Annotated in this window: 13 protein-coding genes; 5 read left to right on the plus strand and 8 right to left on the minus strand. The window is 57.4% G+C overall.

Features of this window, described 5'->3' with window-relative positions; all coding sequences use genetic code 11:
* Positions 1-106: 106 nt before the first annotated feature.
* The 5 genes from RB297_RS13245 to RB297_RS13265 form a co-directional block, all read right to left on the minus strand.
* Positions 107-6,949: an invasin domain 3-containing protein gene (locus RB297_RS13245; protein WP_375120667.1), complete on the minus strand. Its 6,843-nt coding sequence runs from the start codon at positions 6,947-6,949 to the stop codon at positions 107-109.
* A gap of 273 nt (positions 6,950-7,222) precedes the next feature.
* Positions 7,223-8,440, minus strand: coding sequence for a response regulator transcription factor (locus RB297_RS13250; protein WP_375120668.1), 1,218 nt, complete (start codon positions 8,438-8,440; stop codon positions 7,223-7,225).
* On the minus strand, positions 8,437-10,380 hold the full coding sequence (locus RB297_RS13255; protein ID WP_375120669.1) for a cache domain-containing sensor histidine kinase: 1,944 nt from the start codon (positions 10,378-10,380) through the stop codon (positions 8,437-8,439). The genes RB297_RS13250 and RB297_RS13255 overlap by 4 nt, the downstream gene beginning before the upstream one ends.
* Complete coding sequence (locus RB297_RS13260; RefSeq protein ID WP_375120670.1) at positions 10,361-11,368, minus strand: substrate-binding domain-containing protein; 1,008 nt, start codon at positions 11,366-11,368, stop codon at positions 10,361-10,363. The genes RB297_RS13255 and RB297_RS13260 overlap by 20 nt, the downstream gene beginning before the upstream one ends.
* Before the next feature lie 244 nt (positions 11,369-11,612).
* A complete protein-coding gene (locus RB297_RS13265; protein ID WP_375120671.1) occupies positions 11,613-12,203 on the minus strand; it encodes a TetR/AcrR family transcriptional regulator in 591 nt (196 codons plus the stop codon).
* A gap of 190 nt (positions 12,204-12,393) precedes the next feature.
* On the opposite strand from RB297_RS13265, the gene RB297_RS13270 reads away from it, so the two are divergent.
* Positions 12,394-13,104: a futalosine hydrolase gene (locus tag RB297_RS13270; RefSeq protein WP_192569412.1), complete on the plus strand. Its 711-nt coding sequence runs from the start codon at positions 12,394-12,396 to the stop codon at positions 13,102-13,104.
* Positions 13,101-13,958: a 1,4-dihydroxy-6-naphtoate synthase gene (locus tag RB297_RS13275; RefSeq protein ID WP_375120672.1), complete on the plus strand. Its 858-nt coding sequence runs from the start codon at positions 13,101-13,103 to the stop codon at positions 13,956-13,958. Before RB297_RS13270 ends, RB297_RS13275 begins: the two co-directional genes overlap by 4 nt.
* Before the next feature lie 216 nt (positions 13,959-14,174).
* Here RB297_RS13275 and RB297_RS13280 read toward each other — a convergent pair whose 3' ends face one another.
* Complete coding sequence (locus RB297_RS13280; protein ID WP_096775285.1) at positions 14,175-14,690, minus strand: mismatch-specific DNA-glycosylase; 516 nt, start codon at positions 14,688-14,690, stop codon at positions 14,175-14,177.
* A gap of 41 nt (positions 14,691-14,731) precedes the next feature.
* A complete protein-coding gene (locus RB297_RS13285) occupies positions 14,732-15,235 on the minus strand; it encodes an LURP-one-related family protein (protein ID WP_375120673.1) in 504 nt (167 codons plus the stop codon).
* A 154-nt stretch (positions 15,236-15,389) separates the two neighbouring features.
* Between RB297_RS13285 and RB297_RS13290 the strand changes: the two genes are divergently transcribed.
* Positions 15,390-15,908: an RNA polymerase sigma factor gene (locus RB297_RS13290; RefSeq protein ID WP_009591721.1), complete on the plus strand. Its 519-nt coding sequence runs from the start codon at positions 15,390-15,392 to the stop codon at positions 15,906-15,908.
* Entirely contained in the window at positions 15,905-16,912 is a 1,008-nt protein-coding gene (locus tag RB297_RS13295) for a DUF4871 domain-containing protein (RefSeq protein WP_375120674.1), read from the plus strand. Before RB297_RS13290 ends, RB297_RS13295 begins: the two co-directional genes overlap by 4 nt.
* 233 nt (positions 16,913-17,145) lie before the next feature.
* Here the strand turns inward: RB297_RS13295 and RB297_RS13300 are convergent, their stop codons facing one another.
* Positions 17,146-18,027: a DUF6612 family protein gene (locus RB297_RS13300; protein WP_375120675.1), complete on the minus strand. Its 882-nt coding sequence runs from the start codon at positions 18,025-18,027 to the stop codon at positions 17,146-17,148.
* A gap of 125 nt (positions 18,028-18,152) precedes the next feature.
* On the opposite strand from RB297_RS13300, the gene RB297_RS13305 reads away from it, so the two are divergent.
* On the plus strand, positions 18,153-18,713 hold the full coding sequence (locus RB297_RS13305; RefSeq protein WP_375120676.1) for an SLOG family protein: 561 nt from the start codon (positions 18,153-18,155) through the stop codon (positions 18,711-18,713).
* The last annotated feature ends 4 nt before the right edge of the window (positions 18,714-18,717 follow it).

The raw sequence follows: 18,717 nt of genomic DNA on the forward strand, positions 1-18,717 counted from the left end.
TCTCCATGCTGCAGCGTATATCCGCACGCAACCAGATGTTCTCTTTCCATGCATCCATGGAATTAAAAAGGCCGGCGGGCACTAACGCCCGCCGACCATACTGCGATCACATGCCCGATTGCAGCATTCTTGCCAGGATGGCCGCCGTTTCCGCTCGCGTAGCCGCCCGCTCCGGCGCCAGCATGTTCGCTTGGTCGCCCGTCAACAGTCCTGCCTGCGAAAGCCGGTCGACTGCCCCGCGAGCCCATGCTGCAAGCTTGACATCGTCGGCATATTGCAGCGGCGCTCCCTCGGCCTCCTTGCCAAGTCCCGTCGCTTCCATCGCCCTTGCGATCATGACGATCATTTCCTGACGGGTCACGGCCGCATCCGGACGGAAGCTGCCGTCCGCATACCCTTGGATCAATTCCGCCTTATAGGCGGCTTGAACGTCGGCTGCAAACCATCGGCCCGCCACGTCGTTGAACGAAGCAGGAACCGCGGCCGCTCCGCTCGGATGGATCCCCAGCATCCTGACCAGCATGGCGGCAAGCTCCGCCCGCGTGATGGAGCGGCCCGGCTCAAAACGGCCGCCCTCCGTCCCCTGCACGATGAGTTTGTTCGCGAGCAGTTCGGCGTCGGCTTTAGCCCAATGCCCGCTCATGTCGGTGAATGCGCGGCGGCTCTCCAGAACGGTATAGGTTCCCGATGCCTTCAAAGTGAGAAGGGCATTCTCGGCCGAAGCGAAACGGGCCGGAACGTGTTTCCATTGTCCGTCGGCTTCATCGAGGTAAGCTGCCGTCAAATACCGGCCGTCGGCCAGCATTCGCTCTGAAGGCGCGAAGGTTGCGGATAATCGGCCATCTGCCAGCGGCTGCGCCGTTCCGTCCGGCTTCCACGCGCTCAGCGACACGGAGAACGGCTTAAGCCGCATACTCGCTCCCGTTTTTCGCGAGAACTCCACGAGTCTCGTCTCCGTCTCGTCATCGGCCGTTCTGATCGTGAGCCCGATGAAAGCCGCAGATAAATCCGATGGCAGCTCGCCAAGTTCAGCCAGTGAGAAGACTAATACGCCCTGCGGCGTGCGCCACTCCAACACCGCGCCGCTGACAAGCTCCTGCAGCCGCTCCACGACGGCAGGCTTCATGAGCAGCGACCATTCCTTCGTTCCGCCCCTCGTTTCAATCACGATGCGGCCTGAACTCAGCTGTTCGTGCTCGAGCGTGATCGTCCGGCCGGCTTCCCCGTCGAGCACCAGATCGACGGTGAGACCGCGATCTTCCCCTGCGGGCGGTTTCACCCCGCCGGCATTGCCCGGCAGGCCGACGGCGTTGCCCGGGCTTCCGCCGGAACCAGGATCACCGCCTGAGTGAGCCGGCGGCAAAACGGCAACCTCAGCCGTGGTGCTTAAACCTTCGTAGGTCACGGTCATGGACGATTTCCCTGACCGGATGCCGTGCAGCCGGCCCGCTGCATTCAGGGATGCATAGCCTCTGTCTGCAAGACGGTATGCGGCTTCCGCGGTCACATCAGAGGACGTGCCGTCCGAGTAATGTGCAGTTACCCGGATCTGGCGATATTCGCCCTCCCTCACTTCATACCGGGAAGCATCCAGGGTCAATCCGGTCGGCACGGCATAAACCGTGACGGGGGCGGCGGCTGTCAGCCTTCCGGCATCAGCCTCATAAACGGCCTGCATGACGGTACGCCCGGTACGAAGACCTGTGACATACCAGGAACCGTCCTCGGCCCGAGCCACCAGAATCAGCCCATCATCATATTGAAAGCGGGCATCTGCGGTTACGTCCGAGGTAGCATCCCCGTAAGTCACCTCGACGACCGTGCGCACCGATTCGCCGATTTGAAGTCGGTACGAGGGCGGCGTAAACCATATGCCGTCGGCAAAGGTCACCTGCACGCCATCCCGAATCGGCTCGCCGCCGATCCAGGCGCGAATGTCGGCCACTCCCGGCTCGGTTGAACGGACTTCCGCCGTATACACGCCGTTCTCGCGGTACGTGGCTTCCGTCACGGTGCCAAGCGTTGTTTCAAGCCGGATATCGGCCCCGCTCCCCGTGTTGTTGCCAAAGGCATCCCTCACCGAGATGGTAATCGTCGAGGCAGCAGAGCCGTTAGCCGGGATTGCCCCGCTGTCGGCGGACAGCTCCGATGCTGCGGCCAAAGCGGGACCCGGCAGAAATTCGACCTCCGCCGTGTCTGCGAGCTCGCTATCGTCCACGGATGCCGTAATGACGGCAATGCCGGCCTCGGTTGAGATCAGCGATGCCGTGTACCGCCCCTCGGCCTCGTATACAGCCGCGGAAACGGTGCCGATCGAGGAATGAATCCGAATGTCCGCGGGCCCGCCGTCATCCGGAACCGAATTGCCCGCGGCGTCCTTCAGCTGCACCGTAATCCGCGCGGATTGCTTGCCGTCGGCCGTCAGCCCGGTCCGGTCCGCATCCACCGTCGAGCGAAGCGCCGAAGGCTCGCCCGGCTCGAAGGATACCGTCACTGCCGAGGCGATCCGAATGCCGTCCAAGGTTCCGGTAATGACGGCTGTTCCGGCCCTATTCGATGAAACGCCGGCCGTGTAACGGCCATCCGCTTCGTACTTCGGCTCCGTCAGCAGGCCAAGCGTCGACGCCAGCTTAAGCTGGAGCGATCCGGCATCGGAGCGGAGCTCGTTTCCGTAAGCGTCCTTCAGCTGTACCGTCACGATTGAACGGCTTAGCCCGTCAGCGGTGACGACTGCCCGGTCGGCTGACAATATCGTTTGGTCCGCCGAAGCCGGGCCAGGCATGAACTGCACCGACGCCGTGTGCGCCAGCGGCACATCGTTGACACTTCCCGTGATGACGGCCTCGCCTGCCGCCGTGCCGGCCGTCAATATGGACGTGTACGTACCGTCATGATGATCCGTCATCATTCCCAGCGTTCCGGCCGTCGTCTCCAGCAGGACCTTGTCGCCTCCTGCGGTCAACGCATTGCCGAAGGCATCCTTCAGCCGAATCGTGACAACCGTTGACGTGCTGCCGCCCACGGTGATTGCTTTGCTGTCAGTCTCGATGATCGATTCGGCCGCGGATGCCGCCCCGGCGAGAAGATCCACCGATACGGGGTGCTCCAACGGCACGCCGTTTACGGCACCCGATACGACGGCTGAACCGGAAACCGTACCGGCCGTCAGCATGGCTGAATACGTGCCGTCGCCATGGTCTTGAACGCTGCCCAACGTTCCGGCCGTCGTGGTTAACACGACCGTATCACCGCCCGTCTTCAATTCGTTGCCGAAGGCATCCTTTAGCTGCAGCGTCACGGTTGTTGTGCTGGCGCCGTCAGCCGGCATCGCCGGGGATGCTGCCGTCAGCAGCGATTCGCGCGCCGAAGCCGCTCCGGGCTCAAAATCAGCGGAAGCGGTCTGCAATAGCTTCGCACCGTTCACCGTCGCGGTGATCGTTGCCGGACCGGCAACCGTCGGTGCCGTAAACACGGCCGAGTATGTGCCGTCCCCATGATCCGTTACCGCTCCGATCGAGCCGGCGGTCGCGCTCAGGCTCACCCTGTCGCCGCCGGACGTCAGGTTGTTGCCGTAGACGTCCTTCAGCTGCACGGTCAGCGCCGTTGTGCTTGACCCGTCAGCCGGGAGCGCGGACGCCCCCGCTGTGAGGAGCGATGTTGCCGGGGAAGCGGCGCCCGGAACATACGCGATGTCCGCCGTCTGCGTGACGGTCTTGCCGTTCAGCTCGGCCCGGACGACGGCCTTGCCGGCGGTCGTCGGCGCCTTAACGGTAGCCGTATAAGTGCCGTTACCGCGGTCCGTGACGGCGGAGAGCGTGCCTCCGCTTGTTTCGACGGATACCGCGTCGCCTCCTTGCGTCACCGGGTTGCCGTAGGCATCCTTCGCTTGGACCGTAATGACGGCCGTACTGACTCCGTCTGCCGTAATCGAGGCCGGGTCGATCGACAGGCTCGTCGCTGACGGCGATGCCGCTCCGGCAACGAAGTTCAAGCTTGCCTTGCCGGCAAGTGCCGAGCCGTTGACAAAACCCGACACCGTTGCGGTTCCGGCGGTCGTGGGCGCCGTCCAGGTCGCGCTGTACGTCCCGTCGCCGTGATCCGTTACCGCACTCAGGCTGCCTGCCGTAGCCGACAAGGTTACGGTACCGCCCGAAGCAGTCAAACGATTGCCATGCGTATCCTTCAGCTCCACGGTAACCCTGGTCGTGCCGGTTCCGTTAGCCGGTACGCTTGCGTTCGCGGCGCTGATCGTGGATGCCGACAGAGACACGGGGCCGGGCACGATGCTTACGTTCGTCGTTTGCGCAAGCCTCACGCCATTAACCGATGCAGATACGACCGACATGCCCGTTGCCGTCGGCGCCGTCAGCGTCGCGGTATACGTTCCGTTGCCTTGATCCGCAACGGAACCGATGGAGCCGATGCTGGCCTGTATCGTCACGGCATCGCCGCCTGTCACGAGATCATTGCCTCGCGCATCCTTCAATTTTACGGTTAACGTCGTGGTCCCCGATCCGGCCTGGAGACTGCCTGAAGCAGAGGCAAGGCTGGACTTGTCCGCGGAGGCGGCCCCCGGGACGAACGAGACCACGGCCGTTTGTTTGATCATAGAACCGTTCAAAATGGCCGATACTTCAGCGGTTCCGGTCATAGAGGCCGAGGTCAGCGTCGCGGTATAGGTGCCGTTGCCTTTGTCGGACACGGCCCCGATGGTGCCGCCGCTTGTGCTCATGGACACGGTACCTGCTGAAGCCGTCAACGCGTTGCCGTAGGCATCCCGGAGCCGTACCGTCAGCATCGTTTTACTGCTGCCGTCGGCAACGATCGAGACGGGAGCCGCTGACAGTTCCGAGGTTTGCGTGGACGCTCCCGCGGGAAGAATCTGAATCGCGGCCTTCTGCTGCATCGCCGCCCCGTTCACCGCGGCACTGACGGTCCCGCTGCCGGCGGCCGTGCCTGCCGTCAGCACAGCCGTATAGGTCCCGTCCCCATGGTCGGTTACCCTCCCGACCGTGCCGTGCGAGGACTGGATCGTTACCGCGTCGCCTCCGGACACCAGCGGATTGCCGTGCGCATCCTTTAAGCGGACGGTCACCGCCGTGCTTCCGCTTCCGGCCGTGAGCGTGTTCTGCCCCAGGCTGATCGTGGATGCCGAAGCCGATGCGGCTCCCGGGACGAACGTGACCGCTGCCTTCTGCGCGATCGGCGTTCCGCCCAGCTCCGCCGTTACGGTTGCCGTACCGACGGAAACGGGCGCTTTCAGCTGTGCCGTGTACGTCCCGTTCTTCCGGTCCGTCACGCCGGACAGCGTACCGGCGGTCGTCTTCATTTGCACGGCACCGCCGCTCGTCGTCAACGGATTTCCGTTGCTATCCTTCAGCTGCACCGTCACGGTGGAGATACTGCTGCCGTCCGCCGGAATCGATGCCGGGCTCGCGGTGACCGTTGAAGTGACGGTCGAAGCGCCAAGCGGATTGAACTTCACCGTGCCGCTTGCGCTCATGGGATAACCGTTAATGATGCCCGTAATCGTTGCGGTTCCGGTCGTCTTGGACGACGTCAGTTCAGCCGTATACGTCCCGTCCCCGTGATCGGTGACCGGACCGAGCGTGCCCGCTGTCGTGTTAAGCTGAACGGTCCCTTCGCTCCTGCCGATGTTATAGTTGCTTCCTTCCTTGAGCGTTACGGTGACCGTCGTCTTGCTGGTCCCGTCCGCGTCGATGGAAGCGGGACTGGCGCTGATTTGCGTCCGGGCCGGATATACTTGCAGCGCAGACGTGTAATATACCAAAGGGCTGGCATCCGATATGCCCAGTTCTCCCCTGCTGGTCCAGCCTGCGCCCCATACGGTACCGTCCGCTTTAATCGCAAGGGCATGATTGTCGCCGGCAGCGAATAGATCTGCGTCGCCGAGCAGCTTTGTTGCGACTTGGAGGTTCCGGTTCTGCATGCCCCACCACCACAGGGTTCCGTCGCTTTTCAGAGCCATGCTCATGCGGCCGCCGCCGGATATCCGGACTACATTCGTAAGCGGCAAGGAACCTGCCTGCTGAACCTGAATCGCCGTGTTGGAAGAGGTCAGTCCCGGGTTGCCCAGGTTAAAATTCTCATTGTATCCCCAAGCCCAGACGGTTCCGTCTCCCTTCAGAGCCATGCCGCCCAATCGATTGCCTTGGATATCGGTAATGCCGGTTAAAGGCTGTCCGGCAGAATCGATCACCTGTACCGGATAGTCGGAGTCGGCCGTTGATCCGTTGCCCAGCGCTCCGAAGCCTCCGTAGCCCCAGGCCCATACCGTTCCGTCGTTCAGCAGCGCAACGGAATGATATTCGCCCGCCCCTATGGCCTTCACGTCGTTAAGATAAGATCCGCTTGACGCCTTGATGCGTACGGCCCGGGGATTGATGACGTCATAATAATCGGTAAGCGTACTGCTGGAATTGGATCCCCACCCCCAAGCCGATCCGTCTTCCTTGATGGCCAGAACATGGTTGTAAGCCGCGGCGATGCTGCGTACATTCGTTAGCGGCCCGCCGCCGGACTCCGTTACCTGCACGGCACGATGCTGATTATCCGATGCACCGTTGCCGAGCGTCCCATAGACTCCCCTGCCCCAGGCCCATACGGTGCCGTCATTCAGCAGCGCGACCGAGAAATAGCCTCCGCCCGTCACGAACTTCGCGTTTCCCAGCGGCGTACCGTCGAATTTGGTCACCGGTACGGGTCGGAATGCATTATCCGTTGTGCCGTTGCCCAGTGCTCCCGCACTGTTGTCCCCCATCGTCCAAACCGTGCCGTCTCCGGCAATCAGCAAGGAATGAAGGTATCCCGCTCCGATTCCTTTGATGCCGGCGGGGGCCACGGATGCGGCATGCGCCGGCTGCGGCAGATTCGGCATGATCATCAGGAATGCGAGCAGAAGCATCGCGATTTTTTTCAATCTGCGCAATGGAATCCCCCCTTCTTGAAATAAATAGTAAGTAAATAGCAAGGAATAGAGACTCTGGTGCATGTTGTCCATGATTCCACGGTCCTGACCGCCATTCTAGCAAAAAAGGATGTCAATAATAATTAACAAACGTTAACGATTCGACAAAAAATTTATCTCGAATGAGTCCCCCCTCGGATTGCAAGAAAAAAAAGCGGGGATTGCCATGGAACGCAATCACCGCTTCTAACGCTTCTTATCGCTACCTACCGTGGGCTCCGCTCTTCGTTTCGTCTATTCTTCCAGAACCGCCGCCCCTTTGCGGTACCGGTTCGGCGACACCCCCATCACCTTCTTAAAGGCCGTGCTGAAATAATGCTGGCTGTCATACCCCACCCGCTCCGCGATGTCCAGGATGCTCAGCTCGGTGGCGTTGAGCAGCTGGATCGCTTTCTGAATCCTCGTCTGGGTCATGAGCGTGATAAAGGACGTGCCCAGCTCTTTCTTTAGCGTCCGGCTCAGATAGACCGGCGATACCTGCAGGGCCTGGGCGAAAGATTCCAGCGTCAGCTCCCGAACGGCATACTGTTCCTGGATGAGCTGACGGGCACGCCGTACCAGCGGAGACAGCTGCGCCTCCTTGAATACCCCTTCCCGGCAAGCCTCGTAGGCGGCCGCAACCGCGCCGTCCGCTCCTTCAGAAACCGGCTCCAGATGTACGTTCACGGCCAGCTTCAAGTACTTCTGGATCAACTGCTCGGCATCGGCCGCAATCTCCGTACCCGCTTCTCCCCAGCAGCAAATGCCGATCCAGCCGGTATGGTCCCGGAACAAAACGCAGGGTGCGGGATGAAACAGCTCGGCGATTATATTTTCCATCGCGAACAGATACAGCTGGCGGTCGCTTTCCTTCATCAACGGCTGCGGAGCCGTCATCTCCGGCCATCTGGCGATGCCGATCCGGGTGGGACGGTAAGGCGGCAGTCCCAGGAACTCCAGCTGCTCGATCGCCTCCTCCTCATCCAGCAAGCCATGCATCCATTCGAGGCAGAATCGTTCCCGAAGCAGCGGAATGTTCTTCTCGATTTGCTCCGACGCCTTCTTCAGGTAGCTTTCCTGGATTTGATGGTCGTTCAGCTCATCCCGAACGCTGCGGAGCACCTGGATCAGATGCTCCGCATTCACCGGCTTCAAAATATAATCCTTTACCCCGAGCCGGATCGCTTCCTGCGCATAAGCAAATTCGTCATGGCCGGTAATAATGACGAACCGGCATGCGGGGCGTTCTTCCTTCATTCGCTTCATGAGCCCGATGCCGTCCAGGAACGGCATATTCATATCGACCAGCATAATGTCAATCGGCTGGCTGAGCGCAAGCTCCAGCGCTTCCTCGCCATCCTCCGCTTCGGCAGCCACTTCCATGCCGAGTGCCCCCCAGTCGACCGCATCCCGAATCCCTTCGCGGATAATCGGCTCATCGTCGGCAATCAAGACTTGATACGCTTTCTTCATCGTGAGTCTCTCCCATCATGATCGGAGGACGAAGGAACGGCATGCAGCAGCGGATGCGTAATCCGTACCGTGGTTCCCTCGTTCTCTATACTGTCAATCATAATTCCGTACGTCTCCCCGAACGTTAACTTGATACGGGCCTGTACATTCAGCATACCGTAGCTTCGGCTTGCACCCGGCCCTTCTTCGGGAGGCGCCTCCATGGCCGTTACCGGATCGGCAAGCTGCCTGCGAAGTGCCTCCAGCCGCTCCGCAGGCATACCTGCCCCGTCATCACGTACGGCAAGCACCAGCGCATTATCCTCAACTTGTGCTTGGATCCAGATTCGCCCCGGGCCTCTCCGGGCCTTAATGCCGTGGTATATCGCGTTCTCCACCATCGGCTGGAGGATAAGTTTCAAGACGTGCAGTCTCTCGGCTTCAGGGGATAGCTCCATCTCAACCTGCAGCCGGTCGCGGTAACGCGTCTTCTGGATCTGCAGGTAACTGCTGATATGCGTCCATTCGTCGGACATGGGAATGATATCATCGCCTTTGCTGAGCCCGATCCGAAACAACCGCGACAAGGATTCTACCAGATCCGATACGTCATCCGCCCCTTTCTTGCGGGCCATCCAATGGATCGTATCCAGCGTGTTGTACAGAAAATGCGGCTTAATATGCGCCTGCAGGCTGCGCAGCTCCGCTTCGCGCTTCTGCCTCTCCCGCAGCTCGCTCAGCTTCATCAGCTTGCGGATCTGCAGGAGCATGCGGTTAAAGCTGCGGCCGAGCATGCCCACCTCATCCTGCCGGTTTCCCCAGTAGCGGATCGTCAAATCCCCGGATTCGGCTTTTTGCATGAAGGACATAAGCTGCCAGATCGGCCTGGATATGGACTGCGAAAGCGTGTAGGACGCCGTAACCCCAAACAAGCACACTATAAACAAGAAACAGATCATATAAAAACGAATCTCCCGCACTTCATACACCGATTCGCTGGTTGGAAATACGCCGATCGTCCGCCAGCCGGTAAAGGAGGACGTGCCGTATATCAGTTGCAGCCGTTCCCCGTTCACCTCGCGGATCAAAGCGCCGCTCTCCTCTTCCGGAAACCACGATGGCGGAATGGACGGGATGATGGAATCCTCCGGGGTATAAATGCTCGAGCCGCCGGCCTCTGCCACCATCAAATATCCGCTTTTCCCGAGCGTGACATCCCGGACCGCCCCGGCGACCGCCCGCAGCTTCAAGTCGATCAATACCGCACCGGTCACTTCCCTCGTATCCGGATCCACAAACGAGCGTACGACCGACACCAGCTCCTCGTTGGCGTAATGAACGTGGGTGGTGACGTTACGGTCTGCCGGATGGCCGAGCACGGTAAAAATCCCTTCGTTTAAAACGGCCTCGCGGTACCATTCTTCCTCCGTCAAATTCGCCGGACTGCGCGCGTACATTTCGTTACTGATATAGGCTCCTTCGCGATTGACCAGAAGAATGGAGGCGATTTCCGGATACAGCGTCGTGAAGCCTTGAAGGTATCGCTTAATCTCGTAATTTTCCTCATTATCCTGCTTGACCGGGGACGTTTGCGGGCGATAGGTTCCCGAAGGAACATCGGCTCCTGCCGCCGGCTTATCCCCTTGAATGTCCCCTTGCAGAAACCGTTCCGTGCGAGGGTCGAAGCCGATCAAATACGTAATGTTCTGCAAATTCTCCATATCATTGTCCAGGGTCTGGTTGACCTTTCCGATCAGTTGAATGGTATTCGAGGTTACCTGCTGGTCCACAATGCGGTTTACCGTCCAATTGACAAGAACGCCAAGGGCGATTGAAGGCAGGATCCCAACCATGAGGAACAGGATGACCAGCTTGTATCTCAGCGGCAAATCCCCGAACCGCAGCCAACGGGAAATGCCTTTGCGCCAGGATTCCACTCTGTTATTTCGCATAATAATCATTCACATTCTCTCGGGTCACAATCGAGATTCCGGTGTCCACCCGCACGGGAAGCGGCGACACGTCATTCCCGAGCGTCGGGGCCGGTACGGTAAGTCCGTGATGCAGGTGAAATAAATACTGCAAGGACCAGTAGCCCATGTTCCAAGTACCCTGGGCGATCGTAGCCGCGATGGTTCCGTCGGAAATCCGGTCCAGCGTCCCCTTGTTCGTATCGAATCCAATGATGGTCACCCGGCCCGCCTTACCCGCGCCGATAACGGCATCCGCCGCGCCCATTCCGCCGCTGGCCTCCGTCACGAAGATCCCTTTGAGATCCGGGTGCTTGCCCAGCATGTCAGCCGCAGCCTCTTTGGCAACGAGGGTATCCCCTTTTCCTTCCCTGATCTCCACCACGGACATGGAAGGATATCTCTGCGCCAACGTGTCCCGGAAGCCCTCCGAGCGGTCGTCATGGTTCTGCTGCCCGGGCTGGGTCACAATTCCGATTTCGCCTTCCCTGCCGAGAAGCTGCGCCATCTTGTCCGCGGCCGCAACCCCTGCATTGTAATTGTTGGTTGCAAGAAAAGAATACGCTTTGCTGTCAGGTGCATCCGCATCGAACAGGACGACCGGAATCCCGGCATCCACGGCCTTATTGATCGTGGACGTCAGCGCCTTCGAATCGATGGCCGACAAGGCGATGCCGGCCGGACGCTTCGCGATGACCTGCTCCAGGACGGTAATCTGTTCCTCCACGTCATATTGCGTGGACCCGCGATAATCGACGGTTACGCCGAGCGCGTCCCCTCCATCCTCGAAGCCCTTCAATATATTTTTCCAATATTCCATCCCCGATTGAAATGTGACCATGACGTAATTCTCGCCAATGCTGCCGTGCAGCCCGCCTTCCTCCCAGGCCGAGGAGCGCTTGTCTTCCAGCCTGTACATGAACACATAGGTGAGAAAAGCCAATATAAGAGCGCCGTAAACCAGCATCATCTTCTTCATGAATGAGTCCCCCGATTCTTGATCCTTCGTGTGCCATCCACCAGTTGCAACCGGTTACATATCGTATAATGAATATACTGCAATTCTCTGAAAAAGATCAAACGTTTGCTAGAATTTGGCAGCGTTCAGCAGCAAAAAACAGGCTGTTCCAGGTTCCCCTTAACCATGTTCACAGCCTGTTTCTATGATTTCAAGCATCTGCATTTCGTTCCTGCATGAACGAGGCTTGGATTGCCCGTACAGCTCACTTAGCCGGATAGATGCTAATGCCGTGCATAAATAAACTCACCACGTGACGCGCAAGATCCTCAGGAGTCCGCTTGCCTGTCAGCAGCTGCTGGGAGGTCAGCCTTTCGATGACGCCGACCAGGCACTCCGCAACGATGTGCATGTCGGAATCACGGTCAAAGTACCCGTCCTGCTGCTCTCCCTTCAGATTTTGCTCGATCATGGCTGCCATTTCAGCCTTTACGATGACGGAATCATTCCCGATAAAAAAACCGATTTGCGTCAAATCCGGGTCCTTGCCAAGAAACGTGAACAACCCCGTAAGCACGCCAAGCAAACGCCCGCTCACATGAGCCTCATCGATTCCGCTCTCCAACCGGCTTCCCTCGATCAGGCCTTTAAGCTCCGAACGAAATTTCTCCATCAGCTCCCTGAAAATCGCCTCTTTGCTCTCAAAATACAAATAGAATGACGGCTGCGTCAATCCTGCCCGGGAAACGATGGTGCTGATCTTGGTCTGATGGTATCCTGACTTCGCAAATTCATTGGCGGCAACAACCAGTAGTCTTGCCCGGCTTTCTTGTCCGTTCGCACCCTTCTTCCGCAAAGCTATCCAACCTCCGAATCTACCCCATGATGTATGTATGCTAGTTACCCTTCATTATACTCTATATCGGAAAGTTGCTGCTACACATAAAGTGTCCCGCCTGAACCGAGGACTTTACATCGCCCCCGGAACGTTATAACGTAAAAGGGATGAGATGCTTAACGTTTCAGCCAAAAAGGAGATTACTCACATGCAGGAACATACCCAATCCAACTCGGTAGATACAATCGAGTCATATAGCTCGGCCCCGCATTCCTCCAAGCGCGTGCTTATCGTCACGGCGGTTGATGCCGAAAAAGATGCCGTGTTGCGCGGCCTAAAGAATGCGTCCGGATTCGAGGTTATCGCGGGAGGAGTCGGTCCGGCGGCAACGGCGGCCGCGACTGCCCGCCGGTTGATGCAAACCTCCTACGATTTCGTTGTCAGCGCAGGCATCGCCGGAGGTTTTGCCGGTCAAGCTGAGGTTGGCTCCATCGTCATTGCGGACCTCATCCTTGCGGCGGATCTCGGATCCGAAACCGAAGACGGCTTCAGCAGCGTTCAGGAGCTCGGCTTCGGAACGGATCGGATTCCGGTCGATGCTGCCGCGGCCGGCAAGCTCGTCGAGGCCTTGGAGGATGCCGGCGCCGCCGTGACCCATGGCCCCGTGCTGACCGTATCCACCACGACGGGAACGGCGGCGACGGCCGCCAGCCTTCTCCGCCGGGTGCCGAACGCCTGCGCCGAAGCGATGGAAGGGTTCGGCGTAGCCACCGCTGCCGCTGCAGCCGGGGTACCCGTGCTTGAGATCCGTACCATATCCAATCAGGTCGGTCCGCGGGACCGCGGCGCATGGAAGATCAAGGAGGCGCTGCAGGCGCTTGAGACAGCAAGTTCATTACTACCGGAGGTGCTACGATGAAAATCGCTTTTTCCCCTTGCCCCAACGACACATTTGTATTTCATGCCTGGGTTCACGGTCTTATTCCCGGTGCTCCCGAGCTTGATGTATCCTATGCGGATATCGATATCACCAATCATTGGGCGGCCGAGGATCGGGAACATGACATCTTGAAAATATCCTATGCCGCACTGCCCTGGGTGCTGGATGAATACGCCCTGCTGCCCTGCGGGGGAGCGCTCGGCCGCGGTTGCGGGCCTCTCGTTCTGACGGCGGACAAGCTGACCGACGGAAAGACCCCGGACAGTCCGGCAGCGCTGTCCGGCCGGCGAGTAGCCGTTCCGAGCGAGCGCTCCACGGCTTATCTGTTGTTTCGCCTGTGGGCCGCCCAAAACGTACCCGGGGGACTCGGCGAAATCGTGGTGATGCCGTTTGACCAGATCATGCCGGCTGTTCGCGACGGTGCCATCGATGCCGGGCTGGTCATTCACGAAGCGCGATTCACGTACCCGTCCTACGGATTGAAGCTGATGACCGATCTCGGCAGCTGGTGGGAATCCGATACGAATCTGCCGATCCCGCTGGGAGCGATCGTGGCCCGCAGGTCGCTGGATCTGGCCAGCATCTCGAACTGGATCCGCTCCTCGGTCGAATACGCCTGGGAACATCCCGGGGAATCCCGGGATTATGTCCTCCGGCACGCACAGGAAATGGACCCGGACGTCGCCGATGCCCACATTGACTTATATGTCAATCCATTTACCGCAGAGCTGGGCGAAGACGGCTATGCAGCAATTTCCGCCCTGCTGAACCGCGCAGCCGATGAAGGGCTCGTGCCGCGGATCGATCCCGCGCTGCTGAAACGTCCGGAATAGCCGGAAGATAACCATCTAACGACATCTTCTCTTGAAAGACCGACTGCATGGCAGCGGAAGTCTTTCCAGCGAGAGTAGGAGGGGCTCCCTCCGAAGTCAATACTATATTTCTCTAAAAATAGAGGAACGCCCCTGAGCCCGGTCAACCGTGTCCGGCTTCTCTTTTGGCGTTCCTCTTTTTCCTGCCTGCGAATCGTTTCATCCGAACTTTCCAAGTCAGAACTCGTTCCTCGATATCCAATCATGCAGCTGCCTGTAAATTCCGATAATTTCATCCATGGGCATCCTCACCAGCCCGCTGGACGATGGAGCTACAAACTCATGGACGCCGTCTACGACGGAGTCCGGCTGGATTCCCCAGTCCGCCTTGGCCTTGCCGCTGTATTCGGTATACACGCCCTTGCCGACAAAACAGGCAACCTCCGGTCTGTATTCCTCCAGCTTCTTCCGCAGCGTCTCTCTTCCGAGCCTATACTCTTCGCGGGTAATGTCTTCCGCGCCCCGGGTGGGCCTGGCTACAATATTGGTGAATCCATAACCCAGTTTAAGCAATTCCCCGTCCTCTGCGGCTTCATATAAACGTGGAGTCAAACCGGACTTATGCAGGATCCTCCAAAAATTGTTGCGCGGGTTTGCATAATGGTGCCCCACTTCGCCCGATCGCAGACTCGGGTTAAAGCCGATAAATACAAGGGTTAATCCATAATCCAGATGATCGCTGACTTCGTCCAAGCTTGATTCCTCCTCATCATCTAATCTGGGTTCCCTTAAGTTTAATGAGAGCTCGATGCGGCGGCGCTGTTGTTGCGTTTGCGTATTTGGTGAATGCCCATCACGACGGCAACGAGCTCCCAGTCATCGAGAACATCGCTCTCATTCTGCAGCTGATAGGCTCCGGCTTGGAGCCAGCCGCTAATGCGGGAAAATTGCGCGATGATCCTTCCGGTCTCATCCGTTATTTCATATTCATTGGAAAAGGCAGGCGAAGTGATCTCATACACGCCACGCGCCCCCGCATCGTATTCGAATTTTTTCGTAAAGAAACTCATCCGCATGCGCAGCAGACCCAGTTCTTCCCCATTGCCGCCCGTGATATTCCATTTGTTCGAGAAGAATCGGAACGAGCCGCTGCATACGGTCTCTCCCCCGGCGTTATACACGTCCAGCGAGGAGCCGAAAGCGCTCTTCAAGTCCAAGCTTCCTATTACACGGCCTTCCCTATCCATAATATCTGTTATCCCCGAGCTAAAAAAGTTATCCTTAAAATACAAATGCATGCCCCTGCTCCCCTTCCTCGATTTCCTGCATCCCTGTTATTCATACAACGATTTGCAGGTTAAATTGTTTCAAATTTTTGCGGGAAATTCGGGAACCGATCCATGTTTCGATTGTCTAATATTCGAGGTGATGCTATTGGAGACCCTTAAATCTATGGTAGCCGTGAATGATCCAAGCACGCTGCTGAGCGGCTGGATGGAGTCCTTCGGCCAGGACGTGTGGAACTATGCGTTCTTCTTAACGAAACGCAAAGATGCGGCGGACGATATCAGTCAGGACGTGTTCCTTAGGGCTTATAAGCACTGGAATGATTTTGAGGGCCGAAGCTCGGTCAGAACGTGGCTGTTAACCATCACCCGCAATCTTTCCCTGAACTATCTCAAATCCTCCTTCATGACAAGGGTGTCTTTAACCGGCTGGATCACCTCCAAGCAGACCGAGCCTTCCGCGGAAAAAGAGTTCATGGATGCTGCGGCCGTCTCGCAGATCTGGAAATGCGTGATGGAGCTGCCGCCCAAATACCGGGAAGTGCTGATCCTGGAATTCCACTATCAGCTGCCGCGAAAAGAAATGGCCCAGCTGCTCGGCCTATCCGAAGGAACGATCAAGTCCAGACTGCACCGGGCGCGCGCCCGGATGGAAACGATGTTGAAAGGAGCGGATATCCCATGAAAACCGAACAAGAGCCGCAGCCGGATTGGATGCAGGAGCTTGCTTCCCCTCCGTTCAACGAGCCGATGTTCACCGCGAAGATGAAATCCGATGTATCGCAGAGCGCCGCAAACGGCGTCATAAGCCGTAAACGACGAAGAGCTCCAGCGCGTCTTATCAGCATGACCGCGGGCGTATTGGCGCTGCTTCTCATAGCGGCGGTATGGGGATGGCGCGAGTCCCCTGCGCTTCAACGGATGATCCCCATCCAGGGCTGGGGATACGCTGCCAAGTGGACTCCCCGAAGCGTATACACGGTGGATGGCGTGGATAAACTTCAGGTTTTTCCGGGCGGGGAAGCTGCCGCGGGCTCTCCGGCCGGAGCCTGGTGGAATTTATTAACCCCGATCCAAGAGCTTGAAGGGAAAACGATCAGCATATCCGCCGTTCACCGAGATACGGGAACTATCATCGAGGAGCTTGCCGAGACCAAGATTACCTCCGATATGGCTTACAATGAATTAACGCGAGTTTCTTCCCGCTTCGCTCTGCCGCTTTCCGGTTTATGGCGTTTCGACGTGATGGTGGATCATGAGAAATACGGCGATATCGTTATTGATGTGCCGGATAGCAGCTGGGAGCCGAGCCCGAACTTCGTTTCGGCTGCTTCTGAAGACCAGGCGATGCTGTCCTCCCAGTTTCCTCCCACTGAAATGACCGGCATTAAGGGACATCTCGGCTTTATTGATCCTGGGTTTATCGCAGGTCATCCCAATAAATACATGTGGCACTTTTGGGGAAGCAAGGAAGAATTAACGGGGGATCTGGTCATCACTGCCGTGAAACAAAATTCGTCCGAAATCATCGATGTATTTAAATCTCGCGTCGCTCCTTATCCTCATAACGGTGCCGATGCCTCATTGCCGACAACGATGTCACTTCCTTCGCCTGGACTTTGGCGCATTATGGTCTCGATCGACGGTCAATTGTTCGGCAGCGTCATCGTCGAAGTTGCTAAACCTTAAATTTGGCGATGCCGCAAGATATATGAGCCGCAGACCGTTAACACAAGCACGCATCATGGCAAGCCTCTTGCAATCATGGAGGAAACCGCTGCCTTGACCCTGCCGTTGAGATGAAACGAATTTCATTAAATAAGGCTGCCCCGGTCCGTAGAACATCTACGGAGAACCGGGGCAGCCTTTTTCAAGAGGAATATGACGGTTCATATTCCTCTTGTTCCATCAGCCGAGATGCATTATTTCGCTTCCAATGCTTCCTTCGGCACTTCGATTTTGCTGATTTCGTTATGCTTGGAGTATGCGCTCTTCATTTTCATATCCAAGGATACCTTCTGACCCTCGGCTTCCATTGCCATCACCATGTCCAAATCCGTTGTTACAGGCAGGTAAGATTCCTTCTGCACGCCATAAGTAATATGAATGCTCTTGATATCCATTTGGTCCATCATGGCTTCCATCTGCGGATCGTTGCCCGCTTGGCTCATCATAGACTTGGCAAGCTCCTTCAGATTGTCGCCGGAGACATCCGCCGTCAGGACGTATGCGTCTCCGTCCTCCGTTACTTTGAAGTCCTTAGCGAGGGTCTTGAATTGCTCTACCTGCTGCTCAGGACTCGCGCTGCTCGGATCCAGGCTGTCGCGGATCTCCTGCTCCGATTCCTTCGGAACCTGCATCCATTGACCATCCATAAGCATGTAAATGCCGTCTTCCGTTATATACTGCTTCATCTCGACCTTGCCTTCCGGCGAATCCATCACGACGTTCTGCATCATCTCCACCGGCTCGAGCGTAAGCTCCGAATCGAGCGACATATCAACGTTTTGCTCCTGTTTCTCTGCGCCTTCAACAACGATGTGCTGCTTGACATCGGCTTTCATGGCAAAGCTCTTCAAGTTTTTCGAAGCTTCGGCCGATTTTTGAAGAAGCTCGTCAGCGGTCGGCAAAGCCTCCTCCTTCGGCTCTTCTTTAGCCGGCGGCGTCTCTGCCGGAGTCGTCGTCCCTTGTTCCGCTGCAGGCGGTGTTGCTGCGGCATCATCTGCTGCTTTGTTGTCTTTGCCGCATGCCGTCATGCTCATTACCAAAATTGCCCCTAGTAATACTGCTGTCCACTTCTTCAATCCAATTTCCTCCTAAAATATGTATTCCGGATTACTTACCCATTCTATACGATTTGTAACATCCGTTGATCAAAATTTCCGAAAAAGGTACACTAGACCTAATTCTGTTCAGGAGGCGTGCTCGATTGGAAAACATTCTGATTACCGGATATCGAGCCCATGAGCTCGGTATTTACAATAACAAACATCAAGGCATTCCTTATATACGCAAAGCGATCGCCAATCGTCTGGTTCCCCTTCTGGAAGAAGGCCTCCAGTGGGTAATCACCCCCGGCCAATACGGCGTGGACCTGTGGGCCATTGAGGTGGCAATAGAACTAAAGTCCCATTACCCTCACCTGAAATGCTCCATTTTGACGGCGTACCAGAATCCCGAAGAACAATGGAACGATGATAAAAAAGCTTATTTTCAGGAAGTCATGAAGGGGGTAGACTTCTATGCGCCGGTCAGCAAGGGTCCATACCAGGGGCCATGGCAGTTCACGGCCAGAGACGATTTGCTCCTCCGCAAAACCGATGGCATTCTGCTCGTGTATGACGAAGACGGCGGGGAAGCCAGTCCCAGGTTCATCAAAGAACGCGCGCTGAAGAGGCAGGCCGCGGACGGCTACCGCTTCATCAGCATCGGTTCCGAGGAAATACAAGCGGTTGCCGACGAAGAGAGCATGTCGCAGGATGATTACTAGGTCG

Origin of the sequence: Paenibacillus sp. CR_12 (assembly GCF_041953985.1) — a bacterium.
Taxonomy (GTDB): domain Bacteria; phylum Bacillota; class Bacilli; order Paenibacillales; family Paenibacillaceae; genus Paenibacillus_AQ; species Paenibacillus_AQ lautus_A.